The sequence below is a fragment of the Aquabacterium sp. genome (genome assembly GCF_034003525.1).
Classification (GTDB): Bacteria; Pseudomonadota; Gammaproteobacteria; order Burkholderiales; family Burkholderiaceae_C; genus Aquabacterium.
Genome location: NZ_JAVEYN010000001.1, coordinates 300,067 through 322,725 on the forward strand (window position 1 = coordinate 300,067; position 22,659 = coordinate 322,725).

Here is a 22,659-nt window from a genome sequence, read left to right on the forward strand (position 1 = left end):
ACTGGGCAAGGCAAGGTGAAAAGATCCGAGATCCGCTGCAAAGCGGATCAGGCCTCAGGCGTGTCGCCAGCGTGGAAGTTCACGGCGCGACCGGGCACGACCGTCGAGATGGCGTGCTTGTAGACCATCTGCGTGACGGTGTTGCGCAGCAAGACCACGTACTGATCGAAAGACTCGATGTGACCTTGCAGCTTGATGCCGTTGACCAGGTAGATGGAGACTGGCACGTGCTCACGACGCAGCAGGTTCAGGAAAGGGTCTTGCAGGAGTTGGCCTTTGTTGCTCACGATATGCTCCGTGTTGAAAAACTGTTGGAGGCCAGACCTTAACACAGTCCCCCCGATCTCTTGGGTTGACGGGGCGCGCGGTCTGAGCCAGAGGAAAAGAGCCTCACTCCCCGATGAAGGGGTTCGAGGATGATTTCATTTCGATGCGCAAAGGGGTGCCCGTGAGCTTGAAGTGCTCGCGGAAACGCCCTTCGAGGAAGCGCTTGTAGGCATCGGTGACGTGCTCGAGCGAATTGCCGTGGACCACGATGACTGGCGGGTTCTGCCCGCCCTGATGGGCGTAGCGCAACTTGGGGCGGAAGGCGCCGGCCTTCTTGGGTTGCTGGAACTGCACGGCTTCCTGCAACAGGCGCGTGAGCACCGGGGTCGGCATCTTGCAGGCGGCTGAACGCCAGGCGGCGGCGATGGCCTTCCACAGCGGGCCCAGCCCCTGGCGCTTGATGGCCGAGATGTGCAGCACCGGCGCGAACTTCAGGAAGGACAGTCGGTGCTCGATGGAACGCATCAGCAATTCGCGCTGATAGCTGTCCACCGCATCCCACTTGTTGACGGCGATGACGACGGCACGGCCAGCTTCCAGAACGAAGCCGGCGATGTGGGCGTCTTGCTCAGTGACGCCCTGGGTGGCGTCGATCAACAGCAGCACGACGTTGGCATCGGAGATGGCCTGCAGAGTCTTGACCACCGAGAACTTCTCGATGGCCTCGAAGACCTTGCCCTTGCGGCGCAGGCCGGCGGTGTCGATGAGCTCGAACTTCTGACCCTCGCGCTCGAAGGGCACGCTGATAGCATCGCGCGTGGTGCCGGGCATGTCAAAGGCCACCAGACGCTCTTCGCCCAGCCAGGTGTTGATCAGGGTGGACTTGCCCACATTGGGGCGACCGGCGACGGCCAGGCGAATCGGCCGATCCGGGTCGTCGTACACCTCTTCGTCTTCATCCTCTTCTTCGATGAAGTCGGCCAAGGCCTCGTCGAGCAGGGAGCGAATGCCCTGGCCGTGCGCCGAAGACACGGGCATGGGCTCACCCATGCCGAGCTCGTAGAACTCGGCCAGCTGCATGCCCTCTTTCATGCCTTCGGCCTTGTTGGCCGCCAGCAGCACCTTCTTGTTGGTGGTGCGCAGGTAACGGGCAATGTCGTGATCCTGGGCGGACAGGCCGTTGCGGGCATCGACCACGAAGATGACGGCATCGGCCTCGGCCACGGCCTGGCGGGTCTGCTTGGCCATTTCCTTGAAGATGCCGGACGTGCAGTCGGGCTCGAAGCCGCCGGTGTCGATGACGATGAACTCGTGCGAGCCCATGCGGCCTTCACCATAGTGACGGTCGCGGGTCAGGCCAGCGAAGTCGGCCACGATGGCATCGCGGCTCTTGGTCAGGCGATTGAACAACGTCGACTTGCCGACGTTAGGTCGTCCGACCAGCGCAATGACAGGTTTCATGAATTCTCAGTCAGCAAAAAATCAGTTGGCACGCAAGGCGTACAGGGTGCCCTTGCGCGTGGTCACGTACAAGAGCTGGTTGGCGACCAGCGGCGCGGCCGCGGCCGCGCTGTCGAGCTCGATGCGCGCCAGCGTGCGGCCATCGGCAGCCGACAGCAGGTGCAGGTAGCCTTCGGCATCGACCACCGCCACGCGCTCGCCAATGATGGCAGGCGCACTCAGGCCACGGTGCGTGAAACGGTCGGCGCGCCACAGCACTTCGCCATTCTCGGTTTTCCAGGCGGTCAGGCGGTCAGCACCGTCCGAGCCCACAACGAGGCGCTCGTTGGCAGCCACCGCCTGCGCACCCGCTTGCGGGCGCGTCCAGCGCAGGCTGCCACGGTTCAGCTCCAGACAGGCCACCGACAACTGGAAGGCGCGCACGCAGACTTCGTCGTCGGCGCGGGCCATCGGGCCGACCAGATCGGCCAGGCGCTCGACTTCGTTGGTGCCACGGGGCGTGCCCACGTTCACATCAAAGCGAACGGTACCCTGGAGCGGATCCAGGCCGACGAGGCGTGAGCCCTGCCCCACCAGCAAGGTGTCACGGAAGGCGCCCAAGGCACCCGAAGTGGCCAGGGCCAGCGGCTCGCCGCCCGGGCGCTGGTACTGCCACAGCCAGCGGCCGTCGAGGGCATCGTAACCACGCACGCTGCGGTCAACAGCCTGCACAAAGATGCGCTCACCGGCCACCAGCGGGGCGGTGATGACACGGCCGGGCAGGCGCGCGGTCCAGACCCACTTGCCCTGATCGAACACCTGCAGTTCGTTGTCGGTGGTCACGACGGCAGCGTGACGACCATCACTGCCGACGGCTGCGGACAGCTCCCCCTTGGCCTGAGCACGCCAGCGCAAGGCACCGGTGGCGGCATCAAAGGCAGCCACCTCGCCATCGGTGCTGGCGGTGATGATCACGCCTGCGCTGCTGGCCAGGGTCAGCGCGCCACTGACGGAGCCGACGCGCTGCGACCACATCGTGGTGAGGCTGGCCTCAGGCTTGAGGGATTCCAGCGGCGCTGGCGAAGGCTTGCTGGAGCCACAAGCGGCGAGCGTGGCCAAGGCCAAGGCAGTCAGTGCGCCACCAAGCAGGCGTGTGGCACGCTGAGACAAGGACACCGGGATGAAACGCGTAAAGGTCATGAGGTCACTCTCGGGTGAGGGATCACGAAGCGGAGGAAGCCGCAGCGGAAGACGCCTGGCCGGCAACGGGCACGGGCGGCTCGCCCAGGGCGGTCAGCTTGCCTTCGATGAAGCGACGGTACTCGACATCCGCAGGCATGGCGTCCCAGGCGGAACGGTAAGCCTTGACGGCCTCGTCCTTCTTGCCTTGCGCAGAGAGGATGTCACCGCGACGGTCATCGGCCAGCGGCGCAAACTCAGCCGGCACTGCCGCAGACAGGGTCTTCAGGGCGTCGTCATAGGCCTGCGCGTCCATCTGGACGCCCGACAGGCGCAGACGGGCAATCGCCACCAGGTCCGGGTTTTTGCCTTCATCGACCGCCCACTGCAGGGCGGCCTTGCCCTCGTCGGTCTTTTGCTGCTCGATCGCCACCTTGGCGGCCAGCAAAGCCCCTTGCGCGGCATAGGTCGTGCCGGCGTAGTCCTTCTTGAGGTCCGAAAAGGCCTGGGCAGCCTTGTCGGCGTTGCCACCGCTTACGGCGCGGTCCATCTCTTCGTACAGGCCGGCGGCGGCCTGGCCGCGCTTTTGCTGCCAGTACTGGTAACCCGTCCAGGCAGCATAGGCACCCAGCACCAGCACCAGCACCCAGGTGATCAGATTGCCGTACTGCTTCCAGAAGTGCTTGAACTGCTCCAGCTGTTCCTGCTGTTCGTTGTCGTAGGTCGCCATGTGTGCCGAAGTGAAAGGGGTGGGTGGAAGCCGTCGATTATGACGGTCAGGAAGCCGTTGCCGGCGTCAGGAGCGTGCGCGCCCAGTCGGCCGCGTCCGCCAGCTTGAGAGAGGTCTGTTCGCCGCCGTCACGCAAGGGCTTGAGGGCCACCAGGCCCTGCGCCACTTCGTCCGGGCCGAAGACCAGGGCAAAACGCGCGCCGCTGGCATCGGCCTTCTTGAACTGCGACTTCGGGCTGGCCGGGCCATCCTTGCCGGCGGGGTTGAGCAACACCCGCACGCCCTGCGCGCGCAGGGTTTCCAACGTGGCCAGCACGGTGGGCATGGGCGTACCCGCGAAGACCATGGCAAAAGCATCAGGGGCGGTCGAGGGCGCCTCGACACCGATCTCCTGCAGGAGGAGCAACAGGCGCTCCATGCCCAGGCCCCAGCCGACAGCCGGTGCGGGCTTGCCACCCAACTGCTCGATCAGGCCGTCGTAGCGACCGCCGCCGCACACCGTGCCCTGCGCGCCGAGCTTGTCGGTCACCCATTCGAACACGGTGAGGTTGTAGTAGTCCATGCCACGCACCAGTCGGGTGTTGACCTGGTAAGGCACACCTGCGGCCTCCAGTGCGACCTTCACGGCACCAAAGTGGGCCAGCGATGCTTCACCCAGGAAGTCGATCAGCTTGGGTGCCGCTTCAACCAGGGCCTGCATGGCCGGGTTCTTGGTGTCCAGAATGCGCAGCGGGTTGCTGTGCAGGCGGCGACGGGCCTCTTCGTCGAGTTGGTCGGCGTTGGCTTCAAGGTAGGTGATCAGGGCCGCGCGGTGGGCCTTGCGCTCATCGGGCTGACCCAGGCTGTTGATCTGCAGGCTGACATCCTGGCCGATGCTCAGGCCCAGGTCGCGCCACAGGGCTGCCGTCATCAGGATCAGCTCGGCGTCCACGTCCGGGCCGGCAAAACCCAACACCTCGGCACCCACCTGATGGAACTGGCGATAGCGCCCCTTCTGCGGGCGCTCGTGGCGGAACATGGGGCCGATGTAGTACAGGCGCTTACCGCCTTCGTACAGGAAGTTGTGCTCATTGATGGCGCGCACCGAACCGGCCGTGCCTTCGGGGCGCAGGGTCAGCTTGTCTCCATTGAGGCTGTCTTCGAAGGAGTACATCTCCTTTTCGACGATGTCGGTGACTTCGCCCAGCCCACGCACGAACAAGGCGGTGGGCTCGACGATGGGCGTGCGCATGTTCTGATAGCCGTAGCGGCGCATCAGTTGCCGCACCTTGTCTTCGAGCCATTCCCAGCGCGCCGATTCCGGCGGCAGGATGTCGTTCATGCCTTTGATGGCGGTCAGCTTTTCTGCCATGAGAGCGTCAGTTTCTTGTTTTCTTGAAAGGGATCAGGCCTGTGCGGCCCCGCCAAAACGGCGATCAATGTAGGTCTGGACGAGCTGTTGGAACTCTTCGGCGATCCGCTCGCCACGCAGGGTGAGGGCTTTTTCGCCGTCGATGAACACCGGGGCGGCCGGGGCCTCGCCGGTGCCCGGCAGGCTGATGCCGATGTCGGCATGCTTGCTCTCGCCGGGGCCGTTGACGATGCAGCCCATCACCGCCACCTTGAGGCTTTCAACGCCTGGGTACTGGCTGCGCCAGACGGGCATCTGGGCGCGCAGGAAGTCGTCGATCTGCTTGGCCAGCTCCTGGAAGGTGGTGCTGGTGGTGCGGCCACAGCCGGGGCAAGCTGTGACGCTGGGCACGAAGGTGCGTAGCCCCAGGGCCTGCAAAATTTCGAGCGCCACCACGACCTCTTGCGTGCGAGCCTCACCGGGCTGCGGCGTGAGCGAGACGCGAATCGTGTCGCCAATGCCCTCTTGCAACAGGATGGACAAGGCGGTGGCCGAGGCCACAGTGCCCTTGGTGCCCATGCCGGCCTCGGTCAGCCCGAGGTGCAGGGGGTAGTCACAACGGGCGGCCAGGCCACGGTAGACGCTGATGAGGTCCTGCACGCCGCTGACCTTGCACGACAGGATGATCTGCTCGGGCTTCATGCCCAACTCCTGCGCGGCCTGGGCCGACTGCAGGGCCGAGCTGATCAGCGCCTGGTACATGACCTGCTGGGCATCCCAAGGCTGGGCGCTGCGGGCGTTCTCGTCCATCATGGCCGCAAGCAGCTCCTGGTCGAGGCTGCCCCAGTTGACACCGATGCGCACGGGCTTGTCGTGACGCAAGGCCACGTCGATCATCTGTGCAAACTGCTTGTCGCCCTTCTCGCCCTTGCCCACGTTGCCGGGGTTGATGCGGTACTTGGACAAGGCCTCGGCGCAGGCCGGCACCTCGGTGAGGAGGCGGTGGCCGTTGTAGTGGAAGTCGCCAACCAGGGGCACGTCAATGCCCATGCGGTCAAGCTGGTCGCGAATGTGCGGCACGGCGGCCGCCGCGTCAGGTGTGTTGACCGTGATGCGGACCAGTTCGGATCCCGCCAGCGCCAACTCCTTGACCTGAATGGCTGTACCGATGACATCGACCGTGTCGGTGTTGGTCATGGACTGCACGCGCACGGGCGCGTCGCCACCGATCGTGACCACGCGTGAACCCCACACCACCCTCGCCTGGCGAGAGCGCCGTGCCGCTGGGCGGGAGACATCGATGAGGGAGAAGTTTTCCAGGGTCATTTCAACTCGACGCGTGCGGTATTGTTGCGTGTGATGTCGGTCAGGGGCACGGGCTGGCCCTTGAAGCTGACTTGCACCGCGCTGGCATTGCCAATGCGCAAACGGAACGGCGCCTGCCCCTGCAGCTCCAGGGTTTCGCCGGCACGGGCAATCCGCGAGAACAGCTTCGCGCCCGTGGCGTCCACCACCTCGATCCAGGACTGGTCGGTCAAAACCATCTTCACCGGTGCCGCAACCAGGCTGGGCGTGGGCAGGGCCGATGGGGCCGGCGACGTGAGCACGGCAGCGGGCTGGGTGGCGACGGCTGCCCCACCTTCGTTGGCAGCGGCGCTGGCTACAGTGCTGGCCGCGGCCACGACACTGTCCAAGGCCAACGACCTTGGATCGGCCACCCCGACGGCACTGGCCACCTCTGGCAGCGCCACAGGCACCGCTGGGTCGGGCGCAACCTGCATGGACGATGGCGGCAACGCCGGATCGTCTTCGCTGCTGGCCAGCTGGGTCTCGACCTCGGCGTTCAGCTCGCCCAGCCAGGCTGGCCACTCCAGTCTTTCGGGCAAGGCATAGATGATGGCCGCAGCCGCCAACAGAACCAGCGGCACCAGCCACTTCGGCGCCAGCAAGGCCCGCAGGTTGAGGCGGTGCCCTCGGTCAAACAAGGTCGGCACGCTGCCATGGTCGCGAAAGGGGGCGTTGATCGCCGATTTTCCTTGGTTGAGCGAATGCAGTTGCGCCGCCGGCAGGTCTGCCAGGATCTCGGTGGCGTCGATGCGCAAGGTGCGGCACACGGTCAGGGCGAGCGCACGGGTGAAGTTGCTGTCACCCAGGCTGTCGTAGCGCCCCTGCTCCAGCGCTTCCAGCTTGAGCGGGGACACCTTGATCTGGCTGGCGAGGTGATCCAGGGTGAGGCCCTGCGCCTCGCGCGCACGACGCAGCAACTCACCGGCATGGCGAGCCCCCGCATCGGGCGTCACAAGGTTGAGGGGAGCACGTTCAGTCATCAAATCGTCCCAACTCCAGCAGGTTGGTCTCACGTGAGGCGGGGAAGCGGCGACGCAACTGATCGCCAAACTCGCGCACACCGTCACGGTTGCCGATGCGGTGCTCGATGCGGGTGGCCAGCCACAGCGAGTCGGCCGTGATCTGCTCATCGCGGCTGTTCACGCGCGCAATGTAGAAACGGGCGCGCTCCTGCTCACCCAGGCGGTGCAGCACGGACGCGAGATTGAAAGCCGTCGCCGGATTGGTGGGATCGATCTCGTACGAGCGCGCCAAAGTTTTCTGCGCCTCGGGATACAGACCTGCACGCACCTGGCAGACGCCGCGGGCCAGCAAGGTCTTGCTGGTGGACACCGTTTGCGGCAGATTGGACGCACGCTCGAACATGGCGTCGGCTGCCGGGTACTTCCCCTGACGGCACAGATACCAAGCGTAGTTGTGGATCACGCTGCCGTTGCTCGGGTCGCGGTCCATGGCCACACGGTAGTTCGCTTCGGTCCGCGCGGTGTCGCCCATGGCGTCGTAGATCAGGGCGCGCATCTCGTACGTGTTGGGCAAGGACGGGTCAATGCTCTCGGCCTGCTTCAGCTCGTCGAGGGCGGTCGTGAACTGCCCCTGACTGAAGTAGGTGGCGGCCAGCTCCATGCGGATGCGCGCACGTTTGCGGACTTCACTTTCGTCGGAGGCCGTGGCGATGTCGCCCTGGCTGCCGGCGGTCGCCGTCGGCATGGTGGCCCCACAGCCGGCCAGATGCAGCGTACCCACCAGCAGGCCAGCCATCCCCAAACCAGTCAGCAACGAGCGAAACGTCCTCATGCGGCAATCTCCTTGTCAAAAGCGCCAGTGTAGTGTGGTGTCAGACGCTGCTGACCCACGCTCAATGCGTGTGGCGGTTGCGCTCACCCGTTTTGGGCAGTGCCACCTTCACGGCCACGGGCTGACGCAACATGCGTGCCGCCGCACGGGTACGGTCTTGCACCTCGCCAGCCAGTTGGCCGCAGGCCGCGTCAATGTCGTCGCCACGTGTCTTGCGCACGGTGGTCACGATGCCGGCGTCGGCGAGGATGCGCGCAAAGGCTTGCACACGCTCGTTGTTCGAGCGCAGCAGCCCCGATGCCGGGAAGGGATTGAAGGGAATCAGATTGAACTTGCAGTTGATGCGCCCCTTGACGAGGGCAATCAGCTGGCGGGCGTGCTCGTCGGTGTCATTGACGCCGTCGAGCATGCAGTACTCGAAGGTGATGAAATCGCGCGGCGCGGCGGTCAGGTAGTTCTGACAGGCCGTGAGCAGTTCATCGATGGGGTATTTGCGGTTGAGCGGCACCAGCTCGTCACGCAGCGGGTCGTTGGGCGCGTGCAGCGACACCGCCAAGGCCACCGGACAGTCCTTTTGCAGACGCTCGATCATCGGCACCACACCGGAGGTGGACACCGTGACGCGGCGACGCGACAGACCATAGCCATGGTCGTCGAGCATCACCTTCAGGGCAGGCACCAGGGCGTTGTAGTTTTGCAGCGGCTCGCCCATGCCCATCATCACGACGTTGCTGATGACGCGTTCGGTGGTGCCCAGGCGCTTGCGCAGCGCATGCTCGGCATGCCAGAGCTGGGCAATGATTTCACCGGTGGTGAGGTTGCGGCTGAAGCCTTGATGGCCGGTCGAGCAAAAACGGCATCCCACCGCACAGCCGGCCTGCGAGGACACGCACAGCGTGCCGCGATCGGATTCGGGGATGTAAACGCTCTCGACGGCGTTGCCTGCGCCCACGTCGAACAGCCACTTGATGGTGCCGTCGGACGAGACGTGTTCGCTGATGACCGACAAGCCTTGCAGGGTGGCCACACCCTTGAGCTTGCTGCGCAGCGATTTGGCGAGATCCGACATCTGATCGAAATCGGTCGCACCTTTTTGATGGATCCAGCGGAACAGCTGGGTGGCGCGGAAGCGCTTCTCACCCAGTTGTTCGCAGAACGCGGTCAACCCATCCAGGTCGAAATCCAGCAGGTTGACGGCGCTCATACTTCTTCAACTCTCAGCGAGGTCGGCAGCTCAGCGGCTGTAGACGTTCAGAGCGGGGAAGAAGAAGGCGATTTCGACTGCAGCCGTTTCAGCAGCGTCGGAACCGTGGACGGCGTTGGCGTCGATGCTGTCAGCGAAGTCAGCGCGGATGGTGCCCTTTTCGGCCTTCTTCGGGTCGGTGGCGCCCATCAGGTCGCGGTTCTTCAGGATGGCGCCTTCGCCTTCGAGCACTTGCACGAACACGGGGCCGGAGATCATGAAGTCAACCAGGTCCTTGAAGAAAGGACGGGCGGCGTGGACAGCGTAGAACTGTTCGGCTTCAGCGCGCGACAGTTGCACCAGCTTGGCAGCGGCGATCTTCAGGCCAGCGCCTTCGAAACGGCTGATGATTTGGCCGATGACGTTCTTGGCAACGGCGTCGGGCTTGATGATCGAGAGGGTACGTTCGATAGCCATGTGATTCTCCTGGTTCAGTGAGCTTGACAAAACCGCACATTCTACTGTGCGGACATGACCAAGCCTTGTCTGTGAAAGATGTTTTCCTGCCTCCGGCAAGGGGATCAGCGACGGCCTCGGCCACCACCACCACCACCACCGCCGCCACCGCGACGGCCACCACCACCGCCACCGGGTTTGCCAAAGAAGGCATCGGCGCCGATGTAGCCCACGGAGGTTTGCAACGGATCAGGCTGACGCGGCCCCTTCTGGCGATCCTGACCGCCCTGACCCTGGTTCTGGTCCGGACGACCAAAACCCGCAGTGATGCGCTTGGAACCCTTCACGAAGCGACGGTCAAAGGTCTGCTCCAGGGGGTTCGGGATGCGGGCAAAGTGCTCGTCGTCCTCCGAGTCATGGCGCGGGCCGGCCTGACGATCGCGGTCTCGCTCCTGGCGCTGCTTGTTGCCGAAGGCGCCGGGTTCGCCACCAAAAGGCTTGCCCTGCGGACGACCGCCCTGCCCTTGCTGTGGACCACGGCCTTGAGGCGCCTGGCCGCCAGCTTGCACCGGACGGGGCTTCGCAGGCTTTTGTTGCCCACGGCCGCCGCGGCCTCCTTGGCCTTGCTCTTGTTGACGGTCCATGCCGGCCAGGGCCTTGACCGCGCGCACGTCGGACTCGCCCAGCTCGACCCACACGCCACGCTTGAGGCCGCGCGGCAGCACGATGGCACCGTAACGCACACGGATCAGGCGGTTGACGGTCAGGCCCACGGCGTCGAACAGCTTGCGCACTTCGCGGTTGCGGCCTTCGGTGATGACCACGCGGTACCACTGGTTCACGCCTTCGCCACCACCGTTGCTGATGGACACGAACGAGGCGGTCTGGCCGTCGATCTCGACGCCGGTCAGCAGCTTGTTGCGTGCATCTTCACCCAGCGAGCCCAGCACGCGCACGGCGTACTCGCGCTCCACGCCGAAGCGAGGGTGCATCAACTGGTTGGCCAGCTCACCCGAGTTGGTGAACAGCAGCAGGCCTTCGGTGTTCAGGTCGAGGCGGCCGACCGACATCCACTTGCCGTTGTGCAGACGCGGCAGGCGACGGAACACGGTCGGACGGCCCTGAGGGTCGTCGTGCGTGACCACTTCACCGGTCGGCTTGTGATAGGCCAGGATGCGTGCCGCGGGCGGCGCAATGCGAACCTTGATCGGACGGCCGGCGACCTTGATGCGATCCCCAAAGGAGATGCGCTGACCGATGTGGGCGACCTGGTCGTTGACCTCGATGCGGCCATCTTCGATCATCTGCTCGATGTCGCGGCGCGAACCCACGCCGGCCTGGGCCAGCACCTTCTGCAGCTTGGGGGCGTCCGGCTCCGGCAGCAGCACGCGCTTGTAGGCGCCGCCTTCTTCGGTCGCGGCCTCTTCGGCCTCTTCGCGCTCCTTGTCGAAGTCGCCCGAGATCAACTCGGCAAACACCTCGGTGGCCTGCTCGGCGGCGATGACCGCACGGCGCGAACCCATCTGAGCCCCGCCTGCGTCCAGCGCCTCGGCGGCACCTTCTTCACCCTCGCCAGCGGCGGCCTGTGGGCGACGCTCTTCGCGCGGCGGACGGTCGGCACGCGGGCCGCGGCGCTCACCGCGATCCCCACGATCACCGCGTTCGCGACGCCCACGCTCACCGCGGGGAGCGCGCTCGCCTTCAGCGGCCACCGCCTCTGGCGCGCGCTCAGCCTGCTCACCCTCTGGCGCGGCATTCACGGGCGCCACTTCCACCACCACGTCTTGCGAAGCGGCCACGGCCTCAACCACGGGTGCCGGGGCAGCCTCGGGGGCGGGTGCAACGTCGCTCACGGCCTCGGCAGCCTTCTTGCGCGGTGCACGCTTGGGCTTGGCAACCGGTGCTGGCTCAGCGCCACCTTCGGCAGCCTCAGCGGCCTGCGGTGCGGCCTGCACGGCATCGTCGGACACGGTCTCCACGACCTTCTTGCGAGGCGCCCGCTTGGGCTTGGCCTCCGGCGCGGCCTCGCTGACGGCGACGGCCGACGACGCCGCAGTGCCCTCGACGGACTCAGCCGCCTTGGTGCGGCGCACGCGCTTGGGTTTGACCACCTCGTCGGTGACCAGGGTCTGTTCTTGAGGATCTTGCATGGGCACGTTTTCGGTGGTCATGATGCGGTAGGAAAAGAGGCGACATCAGGGCCTGGCGATTCAGACGCATCAGGAGATGTCATGGACGCGCCAACCATGTCGGTCGACGCATCGGTAAGGGGGTCTGCCGAAGCAGCTTCTGAGGGCGCTGAAACAGCGTCCGGTTCGGATTCAAGGATGGACGCCTGCTCGACGCCGGCGCCTGCCTCATCCAGAGGAAATGCGGCACCGACATCGTCGAGGCCGGGCAGCAAGCCCTGACTGACCGGCAGGCCTTCCAGGGTGGGCAACTGGGACAGTGAGGCCAGACCCAGATCGTCGAGAAAGTGACGGGTCGTGGCGAACAAGGCCGGACGTCCCGGCGCATCGCGGTGACCGATGACTTCAACCCAGCCCCGGTCCTCGAGCTGTTTGATGATGTTGGCGCTGACGGTCACGCCGCGGATGTCTTCAATGTCACCCCGCGTCACGGGTTGTTTGTAGGCAATGATGGCCAGGGTTTCCAAGGTCGCCCGCGTGTACTTGGGCGGTTTTTCAGGGTGAAGCCGGTCGAGATGCGCCTGGACATCGGCGCGGGTTTGAAACCGCCAACCTGAGGCCAGTTCACGCAACTCCACGCCGCGCCCCTCCCATTGCGACGCCAGCGAGGCCAGCATGCTGCGCACCGCGTCGGCCGACACGGTGTTGTCAAACAGCTGACGCAGGTCGCGCACCGTCATGGGCTGACTGGCACACAGCAGTGCGGCTTCCAGGATGCGCTCGGCATCCTGAGGATTGAGGACTTCCATCTCTTCAATCGTGAAGGTGTACGACGCCCGCTCCTGGAGCGACGCCAACCAATTCAAACACCAGCTGTTGGGCCGGCGCAGAGGGATATTCGTTTCAAGCCTGGTGTGCCGCCAGATCGGGCTAGCACACGGGCATCAGTCTGAACGGAGGCCTCATCAGAGGCGATGGCCAGCAGCGTTTCAAGTCACTGGCCAGTCAGTCGCGCTTTTCTCAAAGCCACTGGTGTCAGGGCTTTTCGCCCTGCATCTGGGTTGCCATTATGCACCAGATGCCAAATTTTGTGCGGCCTCGTGCGCAGAGGCCTCCAGCAGGGCCCAGGCCTGGGCCATGTCATCGGGCAATGGGGCCTCGAAACGCAGGTTCTGACCGGTGATCGGGTGCACGAAGGACAGGCGCGCGGCATGCAGGGCCTGGCGCGTCATGCCCAGGGCCGGCAAGCCGCCATACAGCGCATCGGCGACCAGCGGGTGGCGACGGCTGCTCAGGTGCACCCGGATCTGGTGGGTGCGGCCGGTGCGCAAGGTACACAGGACCCCGCTGTAGGCACGCGCCGGGCGACGGTCGTCGGCCTTCACATGGCTTTGATCGGGCGCCCACTCGCCCCACAGCAGGCGCTTCACATCGGTGCGGGCCGCCTTGCCAGCCGGCACCACGGCCATGCGCACGCGCGTGACCGGGTCACGCCCGATCGACGACTCGACCGTGAAGGAGGCCTCGGCCACAACGCCTTGCACCAGCGCCAGGTACTGGCGACTGACCTCGCGGGCGGCAATCGCGCGGCTGAGCGCGGTGATGGCCACCAGCGACTTGCCGACCACCATGAGCCCACTGGTGTCCTTGTCGAGACGGTGCACAATGCCGGCGCGCGGCAGATCGACAGCCCCGGCGTGATGGGCCAGCAGGCCGTTCATCAGGGTACCGCTCCAGTTGCCGGCAGCCGGGTGCACCACCAGACCGGCCGGCTTGTTGATCACCATGAGGTGCTCGTCCTCAAACACCACGTCAAGGTCCATGGGCTCGGGCACGAAGGCCTGGCTCATGGCCGTGGGCTTGAGCAGCACGGTCAGGACCTGCCCCAGCATCACCTTGCGCGACGCCGAGGTCGCCGGCTGACCGTTGACCTGCACACAGCCGGCGTCAATCAGGGTTTTGAGGTGGCTGCGCGAATACTCGGGCACGCTGGCCGCCAAAAACGCATCCAGGCGCTGACCTTGCGCCGAAAGCGGCACCTCCAGCGTGCGCTGCTCGGGTTCAGCCCGAGGCGCTGTCGCAGCGATCCCCCCCAGGTCTTCGCCCGACTCGTCATCCCCCCACTCATCGTCAGGCAGGGGCGTCGAGAGACTGGCGTCCGTCTGGACGGGCTCGAAAGCGGGGGAAGCAGGCGCAGCTGCAGAACGAGGAGATCGGGCCATGTGGCAATCAAAACAAGGGTGGGCGCAAACTAGGTGCGCAGGGCTTCTATACTGCGCATTGTGGCGCCGTATGGCGTGACTGTGAGCGGACTCATCCGCAAGAAACTCAACGTGAAACTGCTGAAGAACCCATCCTCGCGCTTCTGGACCGGCCAACGCACCGGACTGCTGGCTCTGGCATTGAGCGCCGCCCTGGCGGCTTGCGGTACCGCGCCACAAGACGAGTACGCCAACATTCAGTCCGACAAATTGTACGCAGACGCCAAGGAAGAGCAGGCAGACGGCAATTTCGAGACCGCCGTCAAGATGCTCGAGAAGGTGGAAGCGAGGGCCTCCGGCACGCTGCTGGCCCAGCAGGCACAGCTGGACCTGGCCTATGCCTACTACCGCAGCGGTGAAAAGGCGCAGGCGCTGGCCAAGCTGGAGCGCTTCATCCGCCTGCACCCAACCAGCCCGGCGATGGACTACGCCTACTACCTGCAGGGCCTGATCAACTTCAACGAAGACCTGGGGCTGTTCGGCCGCCTGGCACGCCAGGACCTGTCCGAGCGTGACCAGCAGGCCTCGCGCGACGCCTACGAGTCGTTCAAGCAGGTCGTCGACCGCTTCCCCGAGTCCAAGTACGCGGAAGATGCGCGCCTGCGCATGAACCACGTGGTCAATTCGCTGGCCGCCGGTGAAGTGCACGTGGCACGCTACTATCTGCGTCGCGGCGCCCACCTGGCAGCGGCCAACCGTGCGCAACAGGCGATCAAGGACTATCCGCAGTCGCCCGCGATCGAAGAGGCGCTGTACATCATGTCGCGCGCTTACGATCAACTGGGCCTGGTCCAGTTGCGTGACGATGCCGTGCGCGTGCTCAAGCAGAGCTTCCCCGACAGCGCCTACCTCAGCGGCGACACACTCAAGGGCGAGGCCAAGCCCTGGTGGCAGCTCTGGTAAGCCGACCCTGAGATCCGTTGGCCCCACACGTGGGCCAACGGTGGCCGCTCAGTCGGCGCTGCTCGTGCCGCCCGACTGAAAGCCAGACAAGGTGCCTTGGTCGTGCACCGCGCTGCCCAAGGGCGGCACCTCCACAGGCTCCTCGACCGGGGCCACCTCGGCAGAAGGCTCGATGAGGGCCTGCAAATTCTGAATCCGATGGATAAAGCGACGCCCTCGGTCGTAGGGGAACACGTCGTGCACATAGCCTTCGCGGATGCGTTGCTGGTGCTGCTGCCAGAACTCCGGCTCCAGCAGGTCGCCGTGATGCTTCATGAAAATGCGGCGCACCCGTGGGTCGCCCAGCAGGAAAGGCCCGAACGTCTCCGGAAACACGTCGCGCGGTCCCACCGAGTACCAGATCTCGCCTGACATTTCCTCTTCCTCGTTCCGAGGCGTAGGTACCTTGCGGAAGTTGCAGTCCGTGACGTATTCGATCTCGTCATAGTCGTAAAACACGACCTTGCCATTGCGGGTCACACCGAAGTTCTTCCACAGCATGTCGCCGGGGAAGATGTTGGCCGCCACCAGGTCCTTGAGGGCATTGCCGTATTCGATGACAGCGTGCTCCAGGGACTCGCCCTCGGCCTCCTGGATGTAGATGTTGAGCGGGATCATGCGCCGCTCGATATAGAGGTGCTTGATGACCAGCGTCTGCTCTTCGTGATCCACCTCCATCACGCTCGGGGCGAATTTCTTGAGCTCGTCGATCAGCTCCTCATCGAAGCGATGCAGGGGGAAGGCCACGTTGGTGAACTCGAGCGAGTCGGCCATGCGCCCGACGCGGTCGTGCTGCTTGACGAGCTGGTACTTGCCCTTGATGCCCTCACGCGTGATTTCCTTCTGGGGCGGGAAGTAGTCCTTGATCACCTTGAAGACGAAGGGATAGGACGGCAGATCGAACACCAACATCACCATGCCCTTGATGCCGGGAGCGATGCGGAACTTGTCGCCGGAATGGCGCAGGTGGAAAAGAAAATCGCGGTAGAACAGGTTCTTGCCGTGCTTTTGCAGGCCGATGGCGTTGTACAGCTCGGCGCGAGGCTTGCGCGGCATCAGCGAGCGCAGGAACTGCACATAGGCCGAGGGCACGGGCATGTGGACCATGAAGTAAGCCCGCGCAAAGCTGAACAGGGCCAGCAGGTCGTCTTCACCGAAGAGGGCCGCATCGATGTAGAGCCGACTCTTGGAGTTGTGCAGGATGGGAATGGCGAACGGCAGGCTGCGAAAGCCGTTGACCATCTTGCCCACGATGTAGGCACCCTTGTTGCGATAGAACAGGGACGACAGTACCTGGATCTGAAAATTGGTGCGCAATCGCACATGCCCGATCTGCTCGATGAGCGACTCGTAGACCAGTCGCACGTCACGGTCTAGGTCGTCGAAGGGGACGCGCAACTCGTAGTTCAGCACGATCTGCTTGAGCATGCCCAGCAGGTTCTCGCGCGTGGGGTAGTAGGCGCGGAAGGTGCCGTAGCCGCCCTCTTCGTCATCGTCGATGTACTCGGTAGACACCGCAGGCCGCACGAAGATGAAATCGTTGCGGTAGTACTTGCGATCGAGGATCTTGATGGTCACCGAGTTGAAGAAGGTCTCGGCGAGCTCGGGCTGACGGTGACCGGTGAGCAGGCCGATATAGAACAGCTTGATCTGGTGCCAGACCTCCATGGGGAGGGTGCTGGCGCCGTAGTCGTTCTCCAGTCGCTCGACCGCTTCCTTGACCCGGAGGTCGTAGAACTCGATGCGCACACGCTGCGCGGTCTGCTGCCCATGCCAGTCGGCATCCTCAAAGCGTCGTTTGGACTGCGCGCTGGTTTCACTGAAGATCTTGTAGTGACGATCAAACCCATCGAGCAAGGCCCGCGCGATCTCGAACACACGCGAATCGGTCAGCTGCTGGGGAAACGTGGCGTTGCGGTCCATCGGCAACCTCATTGAGATGACTGGGCCGCCACCGCGGCGGCATAGCGTTCACGCAATTGCGCCACCGCTTGCTCGTAAGCGGGCACCACATCAGCGCTGTTCCTGACCGACATGCACAGGTCGTTGATCAGCCCGTTCTGGATACCGTAGACCCAGCCGTGCACCACGATTTCCTGGCCGCGTGCCCAGGCGTCTTCCACCATGGTGGTCTGGCACACATTGAAGCATTGCTGCAGTACGTTGAGCTCGCACAGCGCGTCGTAGCGCAACGGGCCTTCCGGGACCGTGTTCAGCCAGTCCAGATGGCTGTTGCGCACATCCTTGACATGGCGGATCCAGTTGTCGACGATGCCGATGCGCAGATCGTCCATCGCGGCACGCACGCCACCGCAGCCGTAATGGCCGACGACCATGATGTGCTTGACCTTGAGCATGTCGATGGCGAACTGCATCACCGACAGGCAATTCAGGTCGGAGTGCGCCACCACGTTCGCGACGTTGCGGTGGACGAACATTTCGCCGGGCAGCACGCCGCAAATTTCATTGGCTGGGACGCGGCTGTCACTGCAGCCGATCCACAGGTACTCGGGAGATTGCTGCTGCTGCAGGCGGGAGAAGAAACCGGGCGTGCGTCGTTCGACGTCGCGGGCCCATTCACGGTTGCTGTCAAAAAGATGGTCTAGGCTCATGCCGACAGTGTAGACACGCCGGCATGGGAATGCACCACCCTCTGCCCATTAATCGGACATCCACGTCAGCACTGCCCTCACAATCGAAGGTCTGCCCTCCACCCTTCCTGCCGCCATCCGCGATGCCCGCCTCTCCGCTCGATTTCCCGCCCATGCAGCACCCGTGGGGTGACACCTTGCCCGCCCCGGGCAGCCTCCTCACCCTGCGCCCCGGGCTGCATTGGGTGCGCATGCCTTTGCCCTTTGCGCTGAACCACATCAACCTGTGGGCGCTCGATGATGACCTTGACGGACGGCCCAGCTGGACCGTGGTGGACGCGGGCGTGGCGACCGAGGCGATCCGCACGCTGTGGCAGACCTTGTGGGCCGGCCCGCTGGCAGACAAGCCCCTGGGCCGCATGCTGGTCACCCACATGCACCCTGACCACGTGGGCAACGCACAGTGGCTGATCGAACACTTCAGCGGTGCGCAGCCTGCGCGCTTGTGGATGAGCGCCGCCGACCATCTGGCGGCCACCCTCGCCTGCCGCGAGACCACCGGCTACGGCGGCGACCGGGCTGCCGACTACTTTGAAAGCCATGGGCTCAACCATCCCGACGGCATGGCCAAGATCCGCGAGCGCGGCGGCTATTACGCCTCGATGGTGCCGAGCGTGCCCTACACCTATCGTCGCCTGATGGACGGCATGCAGCTACAGATCGGCGAGCGCAGCTGGCAATGTCTGGCCGGCTACGGCCATGCGCCCGAGCACATGGCGCTGTACAACGAGCGCGATGGCCTGCTGATCTCGGGCGACATGCTGCTGCCGCGCATTTCGACCAACGTGAGCGTGACCGACATGGAGCCTGAAGCCGATGCGCTGGGCCTGTTCCTGGCCTCGCTCGATCGCATGACGGCCTTGCCTGCCGACACTCTGGCCCTGCCCTCGCACGGCCTGCCGTTCACTGGCATCCACACCCGCATCCAGCAGCTCAAGGAACACCACCGAGACCGACTGCACGACGTGCTCACGGCCTGCCACCAGCGCCCCTGCAGCGCGGCCGACATGCTGCCCATCCTGTTCCAGCGTCACCTAGACCTGCACCAGACGACGTTTGCGATGGGCGAAGCGGTGGCCCACCTCAATCACCTCTGGCACCTGGGCCAGCTGCGACGCGGGCAGGACAGCGATGGGGTCTGGCGCTTCGAAGCGGTCTGAGGCGTGAGCCGGCTCAGTCCGGCATGACGACATGGCGCAACTGCTCGCGCACGCCTTCATAGTCGGGCATGACGGAGCGCACCACGGCCCAAAAGCGCGGGCTGTGGTTCATCTCGTGCAGGTGGGCAAGTTCGTGGGCGACCACATAGTCGATGATGGCCGGGCTGAAATGGACGAGGCGCCAGTGCAGGCGAATGGAGCCATCGGCACTGGCACTGCCCCAGCGCGTGCGCGCCGAGGACAAGGTGATGCGGGTGACCCGCACCTGCAATCGCTCCGCATAGTGCTGCACCCGCGCGCTGAAATGGGCCCGCGCGTGGTGACGCATCCAGGCCAGCACCGCATCGCGGATCTTCTCGGGCGGGGCATCCTGCGGCAAGCCCACATGCAGGGCACGCTGTGCCACGCCGGGCAAACCGGCCTGCAGGGCATGCCCTTCTCTCAGAACCGGCGTTTTCAAGCCTGGCTCCAGCACCACGACGAGCGATTCGCCCAGAAAGGGCACACTCGCCCCCTCGCACCAATCGATGCGGGCGGCCTGCTGGCGATGCGCGCGCTCGCGCTGCTCGCCCAGCTTCTTGCAGATCCAGCGCTCCTTGGCGCGCAAGGCCGTTTCAATGTCGGCCCAGGCCACCCAGCGGGGCGCCCGCACTGTCAACCCTTCAACCCCGACGACCATGCCGATGCTGCGCCGGCGGGCCCGCTGCACGGCATACGCCACCACCGCCTTGCCCAACACGATCTCGCGCTCCGCCTGCGGATGCCGGAACTGCGCCACCGCGTGCTGCTCATGCGACGGCGCCAACAGCGCCGCATCCTCGGTCCGGTCGGGGGGGGCACCGTCACCCCACAAGCCCAGTTGATCGGGGTGACCGAGGGTCAACTGATCTCTCCGGTGTGCGTGGTCACAGGACCGTCCTCGCCCTGCACACGCTGCTCGCGCAAGATGAGATAGTCGGCAAAGGCTGAGAGGTTGGGGTGAATGGTCAGGCCCGCAACCTGTTGACGCAAGGCCTGCAACTCCGACTCGGGCATGGTGGCCGCCTGGCCGGTCCGCACCAGATGGGGCTCACACCCCACAGACTGCGCCGCCAGCACATCGCGAGGCAGGTCACCCACCATGGGCACCCCATCGAGGCTGCGCCCAAAACGCTGGCCGATCATCTGGAACAGGCCCGGCATGGGTTTGCGACAAGTGCAGTGATCTTCAGGCGTGTGCGGACAGAAGAACACCGCCTCAACGCGCCCGCCGACCTTCGCCAGCAACTGGTTCATCTTGGCATGCATGGCGTTGAGCGCCACCATGTCGAACAAACCCCGGCCAATGCCGGACTGGTTGGTGGCCACGACCACGTGCCAGCCCGCGTGATTCAAGCGCGCGATGGCCTCCAGCGCCCCGGGCAAAGGCACCCACTCCTCGGGCGACTTGATGTAGTCCTCCCGTTCGTGGTTGATGGTGCCGTCGCGGTCGAGGATGACGAGTTTCATGGCCTCTCCGGGGTGATGGTGGCTGCGACCGCTCAGATCAAGCCGCCAGTCTGGACAGATCGGCGACCTGGTTCATGGCCTGGTGCAGCGTGGCCAGCAAGCCCAGGCGGTTGGCCTTGAGGGCTGCATCGTCCGCATTGACCATGACGCTGTCGAAGAAGGCGTCCACCGGCGTGCGCAGCGCCGCCAGCGCCTGCAGAGACGCGGTGTAGTCGCCCTGCTCGAACGCGGCCTGGGCCGCAGGTGCCACGGTCTGCAGCGCCGCATACAGTGCCTTCTCGGCGGCTTCCTGCAGCAGGGCCTCGTCCACCTTGGCCTCGACCGCGGTGTCGGCCTTCTTGAGGATGTTGCCCACGCGCTTGTTGGCCGCAGCCAGCGCGGTCGCTTCGGGCAGTGCGGCAAACGCACGCACGGCCGCCAGGCGACGCGGCACCTCGCCCAGACGGGCCGGTTGCAGCGCCAGAACGGCATCGACTTCCTGGGCACTGTAGCCCTGTTCGCGCAGCGACACGGCCAGGCGGTCTGAGAAGAACACCAGGAGGTGCTCGGCCGGGTTGCTGATCAGCTCGCCAAAAGGCGGCAGCACGGCTTCGATGAGGGCCGGCAACTCCAGCGGCAGGTTCTTTTCGATCAGGATGCGGATCACGCCCAGCGCATGGCGACGCAGCGCGAACGGGTCCTTGTCGCCCGTGGGCAACTGACCGATGCCGAACAGGCCCACCAGGGTTTCGAGCTTGTCGGCCAGCGCCACGACGGTACCCGTGTTGTTGCGAGGCAGCGCATCGCCGGCAAAGCGGGGTTTGTAGTGGTCTTCGATGGCAATCGCCACGCCGTCACGCAGGCCTTCGTGGCGGGCGTAGTAGCCGCCCATGATGCCCTGCAGTTCGGGGAACTCACCCACCATGTCGGTCAGCAGGTCGGTCTTGGCCAGCAACGCAGCCTGTTGGGCCTTGCTGTCGAGCACGTCAAAGTGGTCCTTGACATCGACCGTGTAAGGCAGCGTCCCCAGGCGCAGCTGGCTGACGATGGCGTGCGCAATCGCGCGCACGCGCTCAGCACGCTCCCCTTGGGTGCCCAGCTTGCCGTGGTAGACGACCTTGTTGAGGCCCGGCACGCGGGACTCCAAGGTCTTCTTGCGGTCCTGGTCGAAGAAGAACTTGGCGTCGGCCAGACGCGGGCGCACCACGCGCTCGTTGCCCCCAATCACCGCGCTCGGGTCGGCCGGGCTGATGTTGCTGACGATCAGGAACTGGTTGCTCAGCTTGCCCGAGGCGTCCAGCAGCGGGAAGTACTTCTGGTTGGCCTTCATCGTCAGGATCAGGCACTCTTGCGGCACATCGAGGAAAGCCTGTTCGAAACGACCGGTCAGCACGTTCGGGCGCTCGACCAGAGCCGTCACTTCGTCCAGCAGGGCTTCGTCTTCGATCGGTTGCAGGCCGTTCCCCGCCTGGGCCGCCGCGGCGTTCAACTGACGCACGATCTCGGCACGGCGCTCGGCGAAGCTGGCGATCACGGCCCCTTCGTGCTGCAGTTGCTCGGCGTAGGTGTCGGCGGTCTTCAGGATGACGGGGCTGACCCGGGCTTCAAACCGATGGCCCTGTGTGGCGCGACCCGATTTCAGGCCCAGCACCGACAGCGGCACTTCCTGCTCGCCATGCAGCGCGACCAGGCCATGGGCCGGACGCACAAAGTTCACGCTGGTCCAGCCAGGCTGGAAGCCGACGCCTTCGCCTTGCTCCAACTGGTAGGTCATGACCTTGGGGATCGGCAGCTTGGCCAGGCTGTCATCCAGGGCCTTCTGCAGCCCCTCGGCCAGGGTGGCGCCAGGCTTGATGCTGTCCAGGAACAAGGCCTCGGCCTTGCCATCGGGGGCGCGCTTGAGTTGCGGCACTGCTTCGGCACCCAGGCCCATCGACGACAGCTTCTTGAGCAGGGCCGGCGTGGCCTGACCGTTGGCGTCCAGCGCCACGCTCACCGGCATCAGCTTTTGCTGCACGGCCTGGTCGGCGGCCTTGGCGGCCACCGAGGTCACGTGCACGGCCAGGCGGCGCGGCGACGCAAACGGCGTGACCACGGCCTCGGCCGGGGCCAGACCCTGGACCTTGAGGCTGTCGGCCAGCACCGTGGCGAAGGACTCGCCCAGCTTCTTGAGTGCTTTGGGGGGCAGCTCTTCTACAAACAATACAACCAGGAGGTTGGCGGTGCTCATGCTCAGGCTGCTTTCTTGTTCAGTTGTTCGATGACTTCGTCAGCCCAGGCCTTGGGGGCCATCGGGAAGCCCAGACGGGCGCGGCTGTCGAGG

20 protein-coding genes are annotated in these 22,659 nt (G+C 65.0%); 2 read left to right on the forward strand and 18 right to left on the reverse strand.

Translation table 11 applies throughout. The features are described from left to right. Positions 1 to 47: 47 nt before the first annotated feature. The 13 genes from hfq to RBT42_RS01405 all read right to left on the reverse strand — a co-directional run bounded on the left by hfq (position 48) and on the right by RBT42_RS01405 (position 14,077). A complete protein-coding gene (gene hfq, locus RBT42_RS01345; protein WP_300153393.1) occupies positions 48 to 287 on the reverse strand; it encodes an RNA chaperone Hfq in 240 nt (79 codons plus the stop codon). A gap of 103 nt (positions 288 to 390) precedes the next feature. Then, positions 391 to 1,728 (reverse strand): ribosome biogenesis GTPase Der, encoded by a 1,338-nt coding sequence (der, locus tag RBT42_RS01350; protein WP_320361850.1) that lies wholly within the window; start codon positions 1,726 to 1,728, stop codon positions 391 to 393. Between the two features lie 21 nt (positions 1,729 to 1,749). Further along, positions 1,750 to 2,907: an outer membrane protein assembly factor BamB gene (gene bamB / locus RBT42_RS01355; protein WP_320361851.1), complete on the reverse strand. Its 1,158-nt coding sequence runs from the start codon at positions 2,905 to 2,907 to the stop codon at positions 1,750 to 1,752. Positions 2,908 to 2,929: 22 nt separating this feature from the next. Beyond that, complete coding sequence (locus RBT42_RS01360) at positions 2,930 to 3,616, reverse strand: tetratricopeptide repeat protein (protein WP_320361853.1); 687 nt, start codon at positions 3,614 to 3,616, stop codon at positions 2,930 to 2,932. A gap of 46 nt (positions 3,617 to 3,662) precedes the next feature. Further along, complete coding sequence (hisS, locus tag RBT42_RS01365) at positions 3,663 to 4,967, reverse strand: histidine--tRNA ligase (protein ID WP_320361854.1); 1,305 nt, start codon at positions 4,965 to 4,967, stop codon at positions 3,663 to 3,665. Between the two features lie 33 nt (positions 4,968 to 5,000). Further along, complete coding sequence (gene ispG, locus RBT42_RS01370) at positions 5,001 to 6,272, reverse strand: flavodoxin-dependent (E)-4-hydroxy-3-methylbut-2-enyl-diphosphate synthase (RefSeq protein ID WP_320361856.1); 1,272 nt, start codon at positions 6,270 to 6,272, stop codon at positions 5,001 to 5,003. Then, positions 6,269 to 7,273, reverse strand: coding sequence for a helix-turn-helix domain-containing protein (locus RBT42_RS01375; RefSeq protein ID WP_320361857.1), 1,005 nt, complete (start codon positions 7,271 to 7,273; stop codon positions 6,269 to 6,271). The genes ispG and RBT42_RS01375 overlap by 4 nt, the downstream gene beginning before the upstream one ends. Further along, a complete protein-coding gene (gene pilW, locus RBT42_RS01380) occupies positions 7,266 to 8,087 on the reverse strand; it encodes a type IV pilus biogenesis/stability protein PilW (protein ID WP_320361858.1) in 822 nt (273 codons plus the stop codon). Before pilW ends, RBT42_RS01375 begins: the two co-directional genes overlap by 8 nt. A 61-nt stretch (positions 8,088 to 8,148) precedes the next feature. Beyond that, positions 8,149 to 9,291: a 23S rRNA (adenine(2503)-C(2))-methyltransferase RlmN gene (gene rlmN / locus RBT42_RS01385; RefSeq protein ID WP_320361860.1), complete on the reverse strand. Its 1,143-nt coding sequence runs from the start codon at positions 9,289 to 9,291 to the stop codon at positions 8,149 to 8,151. Positions 9,292 to 9,321: 30 nt separating this feature from the next. Next, the gene (gene ndk, locus RBT42_RS01390) at positions 9,322 to 9,747 is read right to left on the reverse strand and encodes a nucleoside-diphosphate kinase (protein WP_320361862.1); all 426 of its coding nucleotides are present in this window, start codon (positions 9,745 to 9,747) and stop codon (positions 9,322 to 9,324) included. A 104-nt stretch (positions 9,748 to 9,851) separates the two neighbouring features. Continuing rightward, positions 9,852 to 11,897 (reverse strand): 23S rRNA pseudouridine(2605) synthase RluB, encoded by a 2,046-nt coding sequence (rluB, locus tag RBT42_RS01395; RefSeq protein WP_320361864.1) that lies wholly within the window; start codon positions 11,895 to 11,897, stop codon positions 9,852 to 9,854. Next, positions 11,894 to 12,664: an SMC-Scp complex subunit ScpB gene (scpB, locus tag RBT42_RS01400; protein ID WP_320361865.1), complete on the reverse strand. Its 771-nt coding sequence runs from the start codon at positions 12,662 to 12,664 to the stop codon at positions 11,894 to 11,896. The genes rluB and scpB overlap by 4 nt, the downstream gene beginning before the upstream one ends. 258 nt (positions 12,665 to 12,922) lie before the next feature. After that, positions 12,923 to 14,077: an RluA family pseudouridine synthase gene (locus RBT42_RS01405; RefSeq protein ID WP_320361867.1), complete on the reverse strand. Its 1,155-nt coding sequence runs from the start codon at positions 14,075 to 14,077 to the stop codon at positions 12,923 to 12,925. Positions 14,078 to 14,188: 111 nt separating this feature from the next. Between RBT42_RS01405 and RBT42_RS01410 the strand changes: the two genes are divergently transcribed. Further along, positions 14,189 to 15,019 carry an outer membrane protein assembly factor BamD gene (locus tag RBT42_RS01410; RefSeq protein ID WP_413785827.1) on the forward strand — a complete coding sequence of 277 codons (831 nt, stop codon included), beginning with the start codon at positions 14,189 to 14,191 and terminating at the stop codon, positions 15,017 to 15,019. A gap of 48 nt (positions 15,020 to 15,067) precedes the next feature. Here RBT42_RS01410 and aceK read toward each other — a convergent pair whose 3' ends face one another. Together aceK and can are read right to left on the reverse strand one after the other, a co-directional pair. Further along, positions 15,068 to 16,981 carry a bifunctional isocitrate dehydrogenase kinase/phosphatase gene (aceK, locus tag RBT42_RS01415; RefSeq protein ID WP_320361870.1) on the reverse strand — a complete coding sequence of 638 codons (1,914 nt, stop codon included), beginning with the start codon at positions 16,979 to 16,981 and terminating at the stop codon, positions 15,068 to 15,070. Between the two features lie 8 nt (positions 16,982 to 16,989). Continuing rightward, a complete protein-coding gene (gene can / locus RBT42_RS01420; protein WP_320361871.1) occupies positions 16,990 to 17,670 on the reverse strand; it encodes a carbonate dehydratase in 681 nt (226 codons plus the stop codon). Between the two features lie 122 nt (positions 17,671 to 17,792). On the opposite strand from can, the gene RBT42_RS01425 reads away from it, so the two are divergent. Next, positions 17,793 to 18,869 carry an MBL fold metallo-hydrolase gene (locus tag RBT42_RS01425; RefSeq protein WP_320361873.1) on the forward strand — a complete coding sequence of 359 codons (1,077 nt, stop codon included), beginning with the start codon at positions 17,793 to 17,795 and terminating at the stop codon, positions 18,867 to 18,869. A gap of 13 nt (positions 18,870 to 18,882) precedes the next feature. Here the strand turns inward: RBT42_RS01425 and RBT42_RS01430 are convergent, their stop codons facing one another. From RBT42_RS01430 to glyS, 3 genes are read right to left on the reverse strand one after another with little or no spacing between them, the layout of a single operon-like run. Continuing rightward, positions 18,883 to 19,752 carry a SprT family zinc-dependent metalloprotease gene (locus RBT42_RS01430; protein WP_320361874.1) on the reverse strand — a complete coding sequence of 290 codons (870 nt, stop codon included), beginning with the start codon at positions 19,750 to 19,752 and terminating at the stop codon, positions 18,883 to 18,885. After that, on the reverse strand, positions 19,749 to 20,357 hold the full coding sequence (gene gmhB / locus RBT42_RS01435) for a D-glycero-beta-D-manno-heptose 1,7-bisphosphate 7-phosphatase (protein WP_320361876.1): 609 nt from the start codon (positions 20,355 to 20,357) through the stop codon (positions 19,749 to 19,751). Before gmhB ends, RBT42_RS01430 begins: the two co-directional genes overlap by 4 nt. Positions 20,358 to 20,394: 37 nt before the next feature. Further along, positions 20,395 to 22,566, reverse strand: a complete 2,172-nt coding sequence (gene glyS / locus RBT42_RS01440; protein WP_320361877.1) for a glycine--tRNA ligase subunit beta — start codon at positions 22,564 to 22,566, stop codon at positions 20,395 to 20,397. Positions 22,567 to 22,659 lie beyond the last annotated feature (93 nt).

Coding starts and splice junctions, on each gene's coding strand:
- der (WP_320361850.1), bottom strand. CDS start 1,728: ATGAAACCTGTCATTGCGCTGGTCGGACGACCTAACGTCGGCAAGTCG.
- bamB (WP_320361851.1), bottom strand. CDS start 2,907: ATGACCTTTACGCGTTTCATCCCGGTGTCCTTGTCTCAGCGTGCCACA.
- RBT42_RS01360 (WP_320361853.1), bottom strand. CDS start 3,616: ATGGCGACCTACGACAACGAACAGCAGGAACAGCTGGAGCAGTTCAAG.
- hisS (WP_320361854.1), bottom strand. CDS start 4,967: ATGGCAGAAAAGCTGACCGCCATCAAAGGCATGAACGACATCCTGCCG.
- ispG (WP_320361856.1), bottom strand. CDS start 6,272: ATGACCCTGGAAAACTTCTCCCTCATCGATGTCTCCCGCCCAGCGGCA.
- RBT42_RS01375 (WP_320361857.1), bottom strand. CDS start 7,273: ATGACTGAACGTGCTCCCCTCAACCTTGTGACGCCCGATGCGGGGGCT.
- pilW (WP_320361858.1), bottom strand. CDS start 8,087: ATGAGGACGTTTCGCTCGTTGCTGACTGGTTTGGGGATGGCTGGCCTG.
- rlmN (WP_320361860.1), bottom strand. CDS start 9,291: ATGAGCGCCGTCAACCTGCTGGATTTCGACCTGGATGGGTTGACCGCG.
- ndk (WP_320361862.1), bottom strand. CDS start 9,747: ATGGCTATCGAACGTACCCTCTCGATCATCAAGCCCGACGCCGTTGCC.
- rluB (WP_320361864.1), bottom strand. CDS start 11,897: ATGACCACCGAAAACGTGCCCATGCAAGATCCTCAAGAACAGACCCTG.
- scpB (WP_320361865.1), bottom strand. CDS start 12,664: ATGGAAGTCCTCAATCCTCAGGATGCCGAGCGCATCCTGGAAGCCGCA.
- RBT42_RS01405 (WP_320361867.1), bottom strand. CDS start 14,077: ATGGCCCGATCTCCTCGTTCTGCAGCTGCGCCTGCTTCCCCCGCTTTC.
- aceK (WP_320361870.1), bottom strand. CDS start 16,981: ATGGACCGCAACGCCACGTTTCCCCAGCAGCTGACCGATTCGCGTGTG.
- can (WP_320361871.1), bottom strand. CDS start 17,670: ATGAGCCTAGACCATCTTTTTGACAGCAACCGTGAATGGGCCCGCGAC.
- RBT42_RS01425 (WP_320361873.1), top strand. CDS start 17,793: ATGCCCGCCTCTCCGCTCGATTTCCCGCCCATGCAGCACCCGTGGGGT.
- gmhB (WP_320361876.1), bottom strand. CDS start 20,357: ATGAAACTCGTCATCCTCGACCGCGACGGCACCATCAACCACGAACGG.
- glyS (WP_320361877.1), bottom strand. CDS start 22,566: ATGAGCACCGCCAACCTCCTGGTTGTATTGTTTGTAGAAGAGCTGCCC.